Consider the following 13,676-nt stretch of genomic DNA (forward strand, 5'->3'; position numbering starts at 1 on the left):
GGCGTGCTTTAAGCATCGGAGTTTTTTATTTATATAAAGATTTTATCCGTATTGGAGTAAATATATTATGCAGCTTTTTGCCAACCTTCTGCTCCTGATTGCGTTGCTTGCGGCGCTGGGGGCGGGTGCTTATGCATGCCTTGCCCTGTTGACGGGCAAGAAAAGCGTGCTGACATTGATTGACAAAGCCAATATGTCAATTGCCGGTCTGGTTATCGGTGCCAGCGTTATTCTTACCATCGGGCTTATTACACGGGATTACTCATTTAAATACATTTATGAGTACGTAGATAATACACTTCCCATCTTTTATACAATTACAGCATTCTGGGCAGGAGCTGACGGCTCCCTCCTTTTCTGGGTGCTTTCCATCGCGGTTATGGGAGTCATCTTTTCCAAGTTGGCTCTTTTTGAAGAATTTACAGAAAAAACCAGACTTTATTACTGGCTCTTTTTCATGGTTCTTCAGGCTTTTTTCCTGCTCCTTTTAACCTGCTGGTCCAATCCTTTTATGGAACTGGTTCCCACACCTGCGGACGGGCATGGACTTAATCCCCTGCTGCGAAATCCGGGCATGATTTTTCATCCGCCTCTTCTGTTCCTCGGCTATGCCGGCTTCACAAGCCCTGCGGCTTTGGCCCTTGCTGCTTACATTTCCGGTGAGCTTAAATCATGGGTTTCTTTCTGCCGTAACTGGAATATTCTGGCATGGATTTTCCTGACCGCCGGGATTATTCTCGGTTGCTGGTGGTCCTACATGGAACTCGGCTGGGGCGGTTACTGGGCATGGGACCCTGTGGAGAATGCTTCTCTCATCCCGTGGCTCAGCGCTTCCGCTTTTATGCATACAGCCATCATCCAGATCAAGCGTAAAGCCCTGCAGCGGACCAACGTCTTTCTTATGAGCTTAACCCTGCTGCTGTGTGTGTTCGCCACTTATCTGGTTCGCTCCGGTGTTGTGCAGTCTCTGCATGCCTACGGTGAGAACGGAGTAGGGCTGCCGTTGCTGATTTTTCTGCTTGGCAATCTCGCTGTTATCGCCGTTGTACTTCTCGCCGGTCCCCGTCCGGAATCCAGAACTCTTTCCGGCCTGAACAGCAGGCAGGGAATGCTGGTTGTCGCCGCATGGGCTTTTCTAGGTCTCGGCCTTGTTGTCGGTCTGGGTACTATGTGGCCCGTAATCAGTAAGATGTGGAGCGCTAATCCGGTAGGACTTGATGCGCGTTTTTATAACAGGGTCTGTCTGCCTCTGTTCAGCTTGATCATCCTTATCTTTACCGTATGTCCTTGGTTCAACTGGAAAGAGGGCATCTTTGATAAGCGCGGTCTGTTTCTGGTCGGAGGTGCTTTTATCGGTGGCGGTGCCATCAGCTATGCCTGCGGCATGCATAATCCCCTCGGCCTTATCACCAGTGCCGCTGCAATTGCTTCGCTGGTCGGAATTATAGGTGTTTTCGCCTTTATTCCGCAGCTGCGCAGAGTCCGTTCCATGATCGGTGTCTACGGTCTGCACTTCGGTGTGGCACTCGTATTCCTCGGTGTTGCATGGTCAGGACCGAATAAGATTGAGCATCAGTATGTTGTCCAGCAGGGTGAAACCGTCCAGCTCGGCACTTACGCAGTGACATTTAAAAAAATAACTGAAGGGCAGACTCCAGAAATGGCGAAAATTACCGCTCTTCTGGAAGTTACCCAAAATGGAAAGCCTGTCGGCTTACTCGCTCCCGAACGCCGTTTGTACCGTAATTTCGAGCAGCCTTTTGCCGAGGTAGCGGTCATCCCCAGTCTTGGAAGCGAAATATATGCGACTTTGCTGAGTGTTGATAATGAGGGCAAAGCCACCTTTAAGATGAGCCTCAACCCTCTCATTAACTGGTTATGGATAGGCGGCACCCTGATGTGCCTGTTCGGATTCATGGCTTTCAGAAAACCGAAATTGTCCTAGGCGGGTCGCAGTGGCTGAGAATGGTAGTATAGCTCTCAAGGTACGCAAGGCAGCCAAGTTCTTCGGAACCCGGTTGATTTTTAAGGATGTCAGTTGCGATGTTCTGCGCGGGGAAATTCTCCTCGTTGTAGGTCGTAACGGTGCGGGAAAAACAACTCTGCTCAAGATAATGTCCGGACTCTCAAGGCCGTCGGCCGGAGCTGCGGAAATATTAACTGAGCCGGAAAAAACCGCATATCTGGGGCATTCCACCTTTATTTATCCGCGTTTAAGCGGTCTGGCGAATCTTTCGTTCTGGGCCTCAATGTACGGCCTTTCACCTTCCCGCGAAGAGCTGATGGTTCTTTTGAAGCGGGTGGGTCTGGAACGGGCAGCTGAAGAGTTGGCCGGAGCATACTCAAGAGGAATGGCCCAGCGTTTGAATCTGGCCCGTGTGTTTCTCGTAAATCCGGATCTGCTTTTTCTGGATGAGCCGGGAACAGGGCTTGACCAAGCCTCTCTTAACCTCCTCCGGGAGGAAGTGGTGGCTATGCGCGATAAAGGAACAGCCATTGTCTGGATCAGTCATGATGTGAATCACGATTGCTCCCTCGCCGACCGGGTCTTAGGACTTGCCGGACGCAAAATGGCTTACCTCGGTCCTGCTTCTGAATTCGTCCCCGAAACTGTATTGGGAGGCGAGAATGCTTAAGCGCGGCCTGACTATCGCAGCCAAGGATCTGCGTCTTTCCATAGGCGGAGGGCAGGGCCTTACTCAGGCTGTACTGCTGGGATTGCTGTTGATTTTTGTATTCAGCCTCTCCCGTCCGGCAGGACAGCTTGTGGAACCGCAAGCGGCTTCGGCCATTTTTTGGCTGGCGTCTTCTTTCGGACTTGTTTTGGTTTTCAACACCTTGTTTTCAATGGAAGAATCAAACGAAGCGCGCTTGGGACTGCTGTCATCTCCTGTTCCGCTGCACGCCGTCTGGTTCGGAAAAGGCCTTGCCGGGTTCGGGCTGCTGCTTTGTTCACAGCTCGTATTTCTCCCGGCGACAATTGTTTTCCTCGGTCAGGATATGAAAGGGTCGATGGCAGTATTCGCCGTAACCCTGCTGGCTGCGGATTGGGGGCTGGTCGCTCTCGGGGCATTGCTAGGCGCAATTTCTCAGGGGCAGGCTGCGAGGGAATCGCTGCTCTCAGTGATCCTTTTTCCCCTGCTATTGCCCATTCTACTTGGAGCAATACAATTGATGACCTCGGTATTCTCCGGGGTTACCCTTATGGACGAGAGTTCGTGGATGGGCATTATTGTTGCCGCCTCGGCCTTGTTCAGTGGTGCAGGTCTGATCCTTTTTCCTTTTGTATACAGCGGCGAGCAATAGATCCGCCGAATAATATCGTTTACGGAGTTTATAAATGAACCTTGCAATCGCAGCACTGCTGGCAGGCGTGGCTATATGTGCCGGGCAGTATCTTATCTGGATGTACGCCCCCATTGAAATGACTATGGGATTGGTTCAGAAGATCTTTTATGTCCATATGCCATTGGCAGCTTGGGCCATGATCAGTTTTTTAGTGGTTTTTATTGCCAGTGCGGCGTATTTGCTGAAACGTGATATCAAGTTTGATTATATTGCCGGGGCCGCTGCTGAGATCGGTGTGGTCTTCAGTGGACTGGCTCTTGTTACCGGTTCCATCTGGGGCCGGGCGGCTTGGAATGTATGGTGGACATGGGACCCGAGGCTGACCACTACTTTAATTATGTGGTTTGTGTACGCTGCGTATCTTGTGCTGCGAACTTCGCCCATGTCGGCGGAAAGGCGTTCCCTTGTCTGTGCAGTTCTCGGAGTTGTGGCTTTTGTTGATGTCCCTCTCGTTTTTTATTCAGCGCGACTCTGGAGAAGTGTCCACCCGAACGTGATCGGAGCCAAGGGAGGCGGAATGGAGCCTGAGATGTTGACTACTTTGCTGGTCAATATAGCGGCGATCGGCCTGTTCTGGCTGGTTTTATTGCTCGTGCGTTACCGTCAGGTCAGGCTTTCCGGTCAGCTGGATGCCAAAATGGTTTGGGATCAGGATTAACTTCCGGCTGATTTTTTGAAAACCTGCGCTGCTCTCTATACCCGGAAGACTTGAGCAAAAAGCTTTTGTCCAACGTTTATAGGTGAGATAATTTAAATATGCTTCGCTGGTTATAGCGAATAAAGAAATATAAATAGTAATACGAAACAGCCTTACAAAGCGGCGGTTCCTAATTAAACGCTTAGGGATTCATAAACCCTTTTTGAAAGAGGGTAATCCCTGGAAGGTTCGCCTAAGGCAAGGAGTATATATAATGAATAGTGAAACTTATCTCTTAATTGCAAATATATCTGTTTGGGCTGTACTTGCCGGATATCTGGCATTCATCGCCGCCAAGGGTGCATCCATGGACCGTCGCATCAGGCAGATGGAGATGCTCGATAATGACAAATAAATCTATCAAGGATTTTACCTTAAGCGGCGGACAGAAGTCTGTGGTCTGGATGTTGGGAGCTACTCTTGTCGTTTTGTTTGTAGCCTCACTTACTTACCGGATGAGCCATCCCGGCAATAAGGTTGAATTCCAGCAGCAGAGCAAGAGCGGCGGAATGCCCGGCGGAATGAGCGGTGGCATGAATCAGGATGCTATGAAGCAGGTGCGGGAACTCATGGATCGCATGGGTAAAGAGCCAGATAACATGGAAATTCAGCTCGAGCTTGCTAATTCTTTTATGATGATTCGCGCATATGGCCGCGCCCAGACCTTCTTTGAAAAAGTGGTCAGCGTCGAACCTGAAAATGTACAGGCTCTGATGGGCCTGGGTATGTGTTTTTATCAGGCGGAGCAGTTTGAGAAAGCAGTTGACGCTTTTGATAAAATCGTAGCGCTTACTCCCGATGACTCCATGGCATTATTCAATGCGGCAATAGTTAAAAAATATTACCTGCATAAACACGACGAGGCCGCCGCACAGCTGAAGTTGATCATCAGCAATCCTAAATCCTCACCAGAAATGAAAAAACGTGCAGAAGAAGAGCTGAAACGCGATGCCGATGCACAGCAATAGCTTTAATTAAATTAATAAGTGAAAAGGGGAACCCGTAAAAACGGGTTCCCCTTTTTTTTACATAAAAAGCAGATGTGAGTTATTTAATTTTAATTATTGGTTTTCTATAAGTGTTATATCGGGTTTGGCAGACATATTTTTTACGAGCTGGTTAATTTAGCATACTTTATTCGTAATTTGTAGCCAAACATTGACAAGTTTGCTCAATCCCGGCTAGTTAATAGCCAAGGGTAATTGCTTTTCTCGTAATTTTAAGTGTCCGTCTTGCCGGATCTGGACATCAGCTACGGAAAATCAACAAATTGCCAAAGTCTGTTGTTTTCAACAGAAGTAATAACATGATAGGGTTATTCACGTTTCTTCTTGTGGCAGAAAGACACGAGTTGTTACGCAGGTGAATACGGTAACAGGGCTCGAACGGCCCAAATTAACGCAGTCAAGGAGTGTTATAATGAAACGTTCATTGCTGGTATTGCTGGTCGCAGCTATGATGACCATCGGTAGTCTCGGTTCTGCATCTGCAGCTAAAATTGTTCTCGGTGTACCTGGCGCCCAAAGTGGTGACCTTGCTTCCTACGGTCTTCCTACAGTTGAAGCTGCAAAGCTTGTAGTAAAGTCTATTAACGATGCCGGTGGAGTTAACGGCGAGCAGGTTGTCCTTTCCGCTCAGGATGATCAGTGCAAACCTGAGTTCGCTACTAACGCAGCTATGAAGCTGCTTTCGGACGGTGTTACTGTTGTACTTGGACATATCTGCTCCGGTGCAACCAAGGCCGCATTGCCTATCTATAAAGATTCCAATCTGGTCTGCATGTCTCCTTCCGCAACCAACCCCGCTCTGACTCTGAGCGGTGATTATCCCAACTTTTTCAGAACTATCGCTTCCGATGACGCTCAGGGCGCATTGGCTTGCAAGTTCGCCACAGAAAAGCTCGGACTGAAGAATATCGCAGTTATCCACGATAAAGGCGACTACGGTAAAGGCTTTGCAGAATGGACCAAGAAGTACATCGAAGAGAGCGGAGTGAAAGTTGTCCTTTTTGAGGGTGTAACTCCCGGTGCTGTTGACTACTCCGCAGTTGTGCAGAAGATTAAGGCTTCCGGCGCTGACGGTGTTATCTTCGGTGGTTACCATCCTGAAGCTTCCAAGATTGTTACCCAGATGCGTAAAAAGAAAATGACCATTCCTTTCCTTTCTGATGATGGTGTTAAGGCTCAGACCTTTATCGACATCACCGGCGATGCCGCAGAAGGCGTTTACGCTACCGGTCCTCAGGATATTACCGGTAATCCCATGTATAAAGTAGCTCTCGATCAGTACAAAGATTCCCACTACGGTGCTGAACCCGGTACTTTTTACTATGAAGCATACTCCGCAGCTCTGGCTCTGCTCAAGGCTATTGATTATGCCAAATCTACTGATTACGACAAAATCGTCGAAGCTCTGCGTACCCACGAAGTTGAAACCCCTGTCGGCAAGATTAAATTCGATGCCAAGGGCGATGCTATCGGCGTAGGCTTTTCAGTATATCAGGTGAAAAATGGCGAGTTTGTGGAAGTTAAATAAACTTCTTTTTTAGCAATTCCGGCTCAGGGGACAGGCGCGACGTCTGTCCCCTGACTATCGATTCAGCAGGGTTCAAATGGAATATTTTCTGGAATTATTTTTCAGTGGTCTGACCAGGGGGAGCATTTACGCGCTTATCGCCCTCGGTTACACCATGGTTTATGGTATTATCGAACTGATCAACTTTGCTCATGGTGAAATTTACATGATCGGGGCTTTTGTGGGGCTTATTGCAGCGGGAATCATGACCAGTTTAGGGTTTCCGTCAGCTTCCATATTAGTCATGGCGTCCATCGCGGCTGTTGTCTACGCCGCGGCTTATGGCTACACAATTGAGAAGATTGCTTACCGCCCGTTACGCAGTGCGCCAAGGCTTTCTCCTCTTATTTCCGCCATTGGAATGTCTATTTTCCTCCAGAACTATGTAATGCTTTCTCAGACTTCCGAATTTCTGTCTTTTCCCAGCCTTATTCCCGAGTTCCATTTTCTCGGTAAATATGAATCCATGGTAGGCTCATCCGACTTTGTTATTATTGTCGTTGCGGCTGTGGTCATGGTTGCCCTGAATTTGTTTATCAAATTTACCCGAATGGGGAAGGCCATGCGTGCTACGGCTCAGAACCGTAAAATGGCCATGCTCGTGGGCATTAATGTTGATCAGGTTATTTCCGCCACCTTTATTATCGGTTCCGCCCTTGCGGCCGTAGGTGGCGTTCTTATTGCCTCACATATTGGTCAGATAAATTTTTATATTGGGTTTATCGCCGGTATTAAAGCTTTCACAGCCGCTGTCCTCGGCGGAATCGGTTCTGTTCCCGGCGCTATGCTGGGCGGTCTTATTCTCGGCTGGACCGAAAGTTTCTGCACCGGATATGTTTCCAGTGACTACGAAGACGTTTTCGCCTTTGCACTGCTGGTACTTATCCTCATCTTCAGACCCTCCGGACTGCTTGGAAAAGCTCCGACCCAGAAGGTGTAACAGCCCGGCTGATGTGACGGGGAAACTCGTTGAACGAAAATGCTAAAAATGGATATTTTTTAATATGGAAGGCTTTAAAAAATCTATACTGGCTTCACTATGGTTCATGTTTTTGACCCTGCCTATTATGGGGGTCTTTGTGAACACCATTGATAAGTCTGTTACCTGGCATCTGGACCGGGTTTTATATGTTGGTGTTGCCGCTTTTTTCCTTTCCTATCTCTGGCGCTTTATGATGGAGCGCAAAGAAAGAGGTAGAAAAGAAGAAGAGCAGGCAAGTGTAGAAAAGGTCACGCTATTCGCAAAGCTGATGGGCAATCCCAAGGTGTTCTGGCCTACACTCATTGCTGTAGTTGCTTTTGCCGTAGCATTCCCCAAATTATTTTCAATGTATCAGGTCAATGTTATGACCTCTGCGCTCATTTATGTTGTGCTGGGGCTCGGCTTGAACATTGTTGTTGGTCTGGCCGGTTTGCTGGACCTTGGTTTTGTGGCATTTTATGCGGTTGGCGCTTATTCCTATGCGCTTATGAACATGTACTGGGGAATAAGTTTCTGGCTGGCTCTGCCACTTGGTGCTTTGCTTGGGGCCTTTTGCGGTATCCTGCTCGGTTTTCCGGTATTGCGACTGCGTGGTGATTATCTTGCTATTGTAACACTCGGTTTCGGTGAGATTATCCGTCTCGTTCTGGAAAACTGGGGTGAGTTTACTCACGGTCCATCAGGTATTTCCAATATCGCCCGTCCTGAATTCTTCGGACTTGCCAAAGGTTTCCTGGCCCAGGTCAATTTCATGTATTATCTGATGCTGGTGTTGGTTGTTTTTACGATCTTCGTAGTCAATAGGCTCAAAAATTCCCGTATCGGACGCGCATGGCAGGCCTTGCGTGAAGATGAGATAGCTTGTCAGGCTATGGGAATCGACAAGATGAAGACCAAGCTGATGGCCTTTTCCCTCGGTGCCACTTGGGCAGGCATGGTTGGTGTTGTTTTTGCGGCCAAGACCACTTTTATCAACCCGGCGTCTTTCACTTTTCTGGAATCTGCAATTATTCTTTCAATTGTTGTTCTAGGCGGCATGGGCTCCATTCTCGGGGTTATCCTTGGTGCTTTGGTGCTTATTCTTTTGCCGGAATATATGAGAGATTTTTCCCAGTACCGGATGCTGATTTTCGGTGCGACTATGGTTCTGGTTATGGTTTTCAGACCGCAGGGATTGATTCGGGATGTACGTAAGAAAATTGATATCAGCGCAGTGCGAAAAGCTTTAGGTGGCGCCAATGAGTAATGAAAAAAAAGCAGTTCTTCAGGTTAAGGGCGTCAGCAAGGATTTCGGCGGACTGCGCGCTCTTGATGATATTGATCTTGAGGTGCGCGAGGGAGAAATTGTAGCTCTCATCGGTCCTAACGGGGCAGGTAAGACAACCTTTTTCAACTGCATTACCGGAATATACACCCCAACTGAGGGCGATGTTAATATCGATCCCAAGGGTAAAGGGGTTAAGCGTATAAACGGCATGAAGCCCAATAAAGTTACCGAACTTGGCATGGCCCGCACTTTTCAGAATATCAGGCTTTTTCCGTCCATGTCGGTAATAGAAAACGTTATGATCGGTTGCCATTGCCGCACTAAGGCTACTTTCATCGGTGCGGTCTTTCGTGATCCGCGTACGCGCAGGGAAGAGCAGGAAACCATCATGAAAAGCTATAAGCTTCTTCAGGAGCTGGGGCTCGATCAGTTCGCAGATGAGCTGGCCTGTAACCTTCCTTACGGCGCTCAGCGCAGACTTGAAATTGCCCGCGCGCTTGCCACCGATCCTTTTCTCCTGTTGTTGGACGAACCTGCTGCCGGTATGAACCCGCAGGAAACTGCGGAACTGGAAGAGCTTATAGTTTCCATCAAGGAAAAGCATAATATCTCGGTTCTGCTCATTGAGCACGATATGAAGATGGTTATGTCTCTGTCCGACCGTTTATACGTGCTGGAGTACGGACGCGAAATTGCCCACGGCACGCCACAGGAAGTCAGCGAGAACCCCGCTGTAATCAAGGCTTATCTCGGGGAGGAACTCGTCGATGCTTAAACTTAAAAATGTAAATACTTTTTACGGTAACATTCAGGCTCTGCGTAATATTAATATTGAAGTGAAGCAGGGCGAGATAATTACCCTTATCGGGGCTAACGGTGCGGGAAAAACCACAACGCTGATGACCATCAGCGGGGTTGTTCCGCCAAGAACCGGTGAAGTTCTTTATAACGGTGAGCCGATTCATAAATCCAAGCCGGATAAGATCGTTAAAATGGGAATCTCCCAAGTTCCCGAAGGCCGGTTGATTTTCCCGGATCTCACCATCACAGAAAACCTTGATATGGGGGCTTTTCTGCGTGATGATAAGGACGGTATTAAGGACGATATGGACCATGTCTTCGATTTGTTTCCCATTCTCTGGGAACGTCGCAGGCAGCTCGGTGGAAATCTTTCCGGCGGTGAACAGCAGATGCTGGCTATTTCCAGAGCTTTGATGGCCCGGCCAAAGCTTCTGCTGCTTGATGAACCTTCACTTGGTCTCGCTCCATTGATTATTCGCCAGATTTTTGAGATAGTAAAAAAGATCAACGAGGAAAGCGGTACTACTGTTTTTCTGGTTGAGCAGAATGCAAACCTTGCCCTCAAAACAGCACATCGAGGATACGTAATGGAAAACGGTGAGATAACCCTTTCTGATACAAGCGATAAACTTCTCGCAAACGATGATATTAAAAAGGCTTATCTCGGACTTTAAGGTTTCCGGCAATGTTGTTGAGAGCAAATAACAGTTGACAAAAATCGGCCCCGCACATATGCGGGGCCGAACACTTTTAATAACTTTTTATTTACGGCCTTGAGTCCGTTTAAAAAAAGTATATAATCAGTTTATCAAAGATTGAAAATCCCGGCAGGGAAGAACCTGCCAAAACCCCTGTAAAACTGATGGTGCCGGCCCCGGTGGACCGCCAGAAAGACCGGACCGGACCCAATGAGAGGAATCATGATGTAATGATTTCTCTTTTCTTTTAGCTAATATTTCAAAGCATTTTGCGAGGGCAATATGGAAAAGATAGTAGGTCAGGCGCTGACTTTTGACGATGTTCTGCTTTTGCCCGCCTATTCGGAAGTTCTTCCCGATAGCGTGGACGTATCCGCTAAACTCACCGAAGAGATTACTCTTGGAATTCCACTGGTCAGTGCCGCTATGGATACTGTCACCGAATCCAAGATGGCTATCCAGATGGCCCGTCACGGCGGTGTCGGCGTTGTTCATAAAAATATGAGCGTACGCGATCAGGTTCGTGAAGTTCAAAGGGTTAAAAAATCTGAATCCGGAATGGTTACCGACCCTATCGTTGTTCATCCTGATGATACCGTCGGCAAGGCTCTCGACCTTATGGCCGAATTCAAAATTTCCGGTTTTCCCGTGGTTAAAGGTGAGCATCTTGTAGGTATCATCACCAACCGCGATGTGCGTTTTATCACTGATCGTAACGTGGCTATCTCTGAAGTGATGACCAGCCGCAACCTCATCACCGTGCAGAGCGGAATTTCTTCTGATGAAGCAAAACGCCATCTGCACACCAACCGCATTGAGAAACTGCTGGTTGTTGACGAGGAAAACAAACTTACCGGTCTGATCACCATCAAAGACATTGATAAAGTCAAGAAATATCCTAACGCCGCCAAGGATTCTGCCGGACGTCTTCGTGTCGGTGCCGCTGTCGGTGTCGGTCGTGACCTTATGGAGCGCAGTTCCGCTCTTATCACCGCAGGGGTCGACTTCCTGACTCTTGATTCCGCTCACGGTCATTCCAAAGGTATTCTGGATGCAATCAAGGAACTCCGTTCCTGCTACCCCGATACTCAGATTATCGGCGGTAATATTGCTACCTACGATGGTGCCATGGCTCTTATCGATGCCGGTGTTAATGCTGTAAAAATCGGGATCGGTCCCGGTTCCATCTGCACAACACGCGTTGTCGCCGGTGTAGGTGTGCCGCAGATTACCGCCATTATGGAAGCAACCCGCGCCTGTCAGGAACGTGGTGTTTGCGCTATTGCTGACGGCGGAATCAAATTTTCAGGTGATGTGGTCAAGGCTCTCGTCGCCGGTGCCAATACCGTAATGATGGGTTCCATGTTCGCAGGAACCGATGAAAGCCCCGGTGAAAAAGTTCTTTATCAGGGTCGTTCTTACAAACTCTATCGCGGTATGGGGTCCATCGACGCAATGAAGAAAGGCAGCTCCGACCGTTATTTCCAGAACGATACCAATAAACTTGTTCCCGAAGGAATTGTCGGCCGTGTACCTTACAAAGGCCCCGTTTCCGACAGCATTTATCAGATGATCGGCGGACTCCGGTCCGGTATGGGTTACGTAGGTTGTGCCAATATCGCTGAAATGGGCGAAAAAGCACAATTTGTCCGTATGTCCGCTGCCGGTTTCAAGGAAAGTCACGTTCATGATGTTATCATCACCAAGGAAGCACCCAACTACCGGGTTGATTCTTACTAATCAGGAGTCCTAATGCAGCACGATAATAAAGTAATTATTCTGGATTTCGGGTCTCAGTTCACTCAGCTGATTGCCCGTAGAATCCGTGAAGCGGGTGTCTATTCCGAAATTCACCCCTGTAATGTTGATCCGCAGAAGATCAAGGATCTCAGACCCGGTGCGTTGATTCTCTCCGGCGGTCCTTCTTCTGTTCTGGGAGAAGATTCTCCGCAGCTCGATAATTCCCTGCTTGAGCTTGGAGTTCCCGTGCTCGGAATCTGCTACGGCATGCAGCTCATGACCAATGATCTCGGCGGTCGCGTTGTTTCTTCCGAAAATCGTGAATATGGCCGTGCGGAATTCAAAGGTTCTGCCGACTGCGTTCTCTTTGACGGAATTGAAGACGTGGAAAAACTCACCGTATGGATGAGCCACGGCGACCGTGTGGAGGCCATTCCCGAAGGATTCAGGGTCTGCGGTACTACTGAGACCATTCCCTACGCAGCGATGGCTAACGATGATAAGAAAATGTACGCTCTTCAGTTTCACCCCGAAGTGGCCCATACTGAGAGCGGAACTACCATTATTAACAACTTTGTTTTCAAAGTGGCAGGCCTTAAGGCCGATTGGACCATGTCCTCCTTTGTAGACAATTGCATTAAAGAAATGCGGGAAAAAATCGGAGACAACAAGGTTGTTCTCGGTCTTTCCGGCGGTATTGATTCCACTGTAGTTGCTGTTCTGCTGCACAAGGCCATCGGCAAAAATCTGCACTGCATTTTTGTTGATAACGGCTTGCTGCGCATGCACGAGCGTGAAGAAGTTATCGGCTTTCTTGAAGAGCATTTCGAGCTTAACGTTAAATGCGTCGACTCCTCGAAGCTCTTCCTCGATAAGCTTAAAGGCGTTGAAGATCCTGAGAAGAAGCGTAAGCTCATCGGCTACACCTTCATCGATGTTTTTAACGAAGAAGCAACAGCACTCAAGGATGTAAAATTCCTTGCTCAGGGAACCCTGTATCCCGATGTAATCGAGTCCGAATCTTTTAAAGGCCCCTCCGCGGTAATCAAGTCCCACCACAATGTTGGCGGACTGCCTGAAGATATGGATCTCGATCTGGTCGAACCTCTGCGTGAACTTTTCAAAGATGAAGTCCGCAAGGTTGCCTATGAATTGGGTCTGCCTGAATTCATCATCTGGCGTCAGCCTTTTCCCGGTCCGGGTCTTGCGATTCGTGTTCTGGGTGATATTACCGAAGAGCGTCTTGAAATCCTGCGTCAGGCTGACAAGATCGTACAGAACGAAATGCATGCATCCGGCTGGTACCGTAAGGTCTGGCAGGGATTTGCCGTTCTGCTGCCGCTCAAGACTGTCGGCGTTATGGGGGATGACCGCACTTACGAACATGTCATCGCATTGCGCATCGTAGACAGCATTGATGCTATGACCGCTGACTGGTCCCGCCTCCCCAACGATATCCTTGCCCGTATGTCCAATCGGATCATTAACGAGGTTAAGGGGGTTAACCGTGTAGTTCTGGATATCTCTTCCAAGCCGCCGGCAACCATCGAATGGGAATAGTTTTTCCCA

At 48.5% G+C, this 13,676-nt stretch carries 13 protein-coding genes; all 13 read left to right on the forward strand.

Annotation, left to right across the window (positions count from 1 at the left end):
- The first annotated feature begins 67 nt into the window (after positions 1 to 67).
- A complete protein-coding gene (locus ACKU35_RS11660; RefSeq protein WP_319759392.1) occupies positions 68 to 1,945 on the forward strand; it encodes a cytochrome c-type biogenesis CcmF C-terminal domain-containing protein in 1,878 nt (625 codons plus the stop codon).
- A 10-nt stretch (positions 1,946 to 1,955) separates the two neighbouring features.
- The gene (locus ACKU35_RS11665) at positions 1,956 to 2,636 is read left to right on the forward strand and encodes an ABC transporter ATP-binding protein (RefSeq protein ID WP_319759393.1); all 681 of its coding nucleotides are present in this window, start codon (positions 1,956 to 1,958) and stop codon (positions 2,634 to 2,636) included.
- Positions 2,629 to 3,306 (forward strand): heme exporter protein CcmB, encoded by a 678-nt coding sequence (locus ACKU35_RS11670; protein ID WP_319759394.1) that lies wholly within the window; start codon positions 2,629 to 2,631, stop codon positions 3,304 to 3,306. Before ACKU35_RS11665 ends, ACKU35_RS11670 begins: the two co-directional genes overlap by 8 nt.
- Before the next feature lie 34 nt (positions 3,307 to 3,340).
- The gene (gene ccsA / locus ACKU35_RS11675; protein ID WP_319759395.1) at positions 3,341 to 4,006 is read left to right on the forward strand and encodes a cytochrome c biogenesis protein CcsA; all 666 of its coding nucleotides are present in this window, start codon (positions 3,341 to 3,343) and stop codon (positions 4,004 to 4,006) included.
- 253 nt (positions 4,007 to 4,259) lie between these two features.
- Positions 4,260 to 4,400 carry a CcmD family protein gene (locus ACKU35_RS11680; protein WP_319759396.1) on the forward strand — a complete coding sequence of 47 codons (141 nt, stop codon included), beginning with the start codon at positions 4,260 to 4,262 and terminating at the stop codon, positions 4,398 to 4,400.
- A complete protein-coding gene (locus ACKU35_RS11685) occupies positions 4,390 to 5,013 on the forward strand; it encodes a tetratricopeptide repeat protein (protein ID WP_319759397.1) in 624 nt (207 codons plus the stop codon). Before ACKU35_RS11680 ends, ACKU35_RS11685 begins: the two co-directional genes overlap by 11 nt.
- A 451-nt stretch (positions 5,014 to 5,464) precedes the next feature.
- Positions 5,465 to 6,580 carry a branched-chain amino acid ABC transporter substrate-binding protein gene (locus tag ACKU35_RS11690; protein WP_319759398.1) on the forward strand — a complete coding sequence of 372 codons (1,116 nt, stop codon included), beginning with the start codon at positions 5,465 to 5,467 and terminating at the stop codon, positions 6,578 to 6,580.
- A gap of 76 nt (positions 6,581 to 6,656) precedes the next feature.
- Positions 6,657 to 7,559: an ABC transporter permease subunit gene (locus ACKU35_RS11695; RefSeq protein ID WP_319759399.1), complete on the forward strand. Its 903-nt coding sequence runs from the start codon at positions 6,657 to 6,659 to the stop codon at positions 7,557 to 7,559.
- 64 nt (positions 7,560 to 7,623) lie between these two features.
- Positions 7,624 to 8,847, forward strand: a complete 1,224-nt coding sequence (locus ACKU35_RS11700) for an ABC transporter permease subunit (RefSeq protein WP_319759400.1) — start codon at positions 7,624 to 7,626, stop codon at positions 8,845 to 8,847.
- The gene (locus ACKU35_RS11705) at positions 8,840 to 9,643 is read left to right on the forward strand and encodes an ABC transporter ATP-binding protein (RefSeq protein ID WP_319759401.1); all 804 of its coding nucleotides are present in this window, start codon (positions 8,840 to 8,842) and stop codon (positions 9,641 to 9,643) included. The genes ACKU35_RS11700 and ACKU35_RS11705 overlap by 8 nt, the downstream gene beginning before the upstream one ends.
- A complete protein-coding gene (locus tag ACKU35_RS11710; RefSeq protein ID WP_319759402.1) occupies positions 9,636 to 10,343 on the forward strand; it encodes an ABC transporter ATP-binding protein in 708 nt (235 codons plus the stop codon). The genes ACKU35_RS11705 and ACKU35_RS11710 overlap by 8 nt, the downstream gene beginning before the upstream one ends.
- Before the next feature lie 306 nt (positions 10,344 to 10,649).
- The gene (gene guaB, locus ACKU35_RS11715; protein ID WP_319759403.1) at positions 10,650 to 12,107 is read left to right on the forward strand and encodes an IMP dehydrogenase; all 1,458 of its coding nucleotides are present in this window, start codon (positions 10,650 to 10,652) and stop codon (positions 12,105 to 12,107) included.
- A 12-nt stretch (positions 12,108 to 12,119) separates the two neighbouring features.
- A complete protein-coding gene (gene guaA / locus ACKU35_RS11720; protein ID WP_319759404.1) occupies positions 12,120 to 13,667 on the forward strand; it encodes a glutamine-hydrolyzing GMP synthase in 1,548 nt (515 codons plus the stop codon).
- The last annotated feature ends 9 nt before the right edge of the window (positions 13,668 to 13,676 follow it).

Origin of the sequence: Maridesulfovibrio sp. (genome assembly GCF_963676065.1) — a bacterium.
Classification (GTDB): domain Bacteria; phylum Desulfobacterota; class Desulfovibrionia; order Desulfovibrionales; family Desulfovibrionaceae; genus Maridesulfovibrio.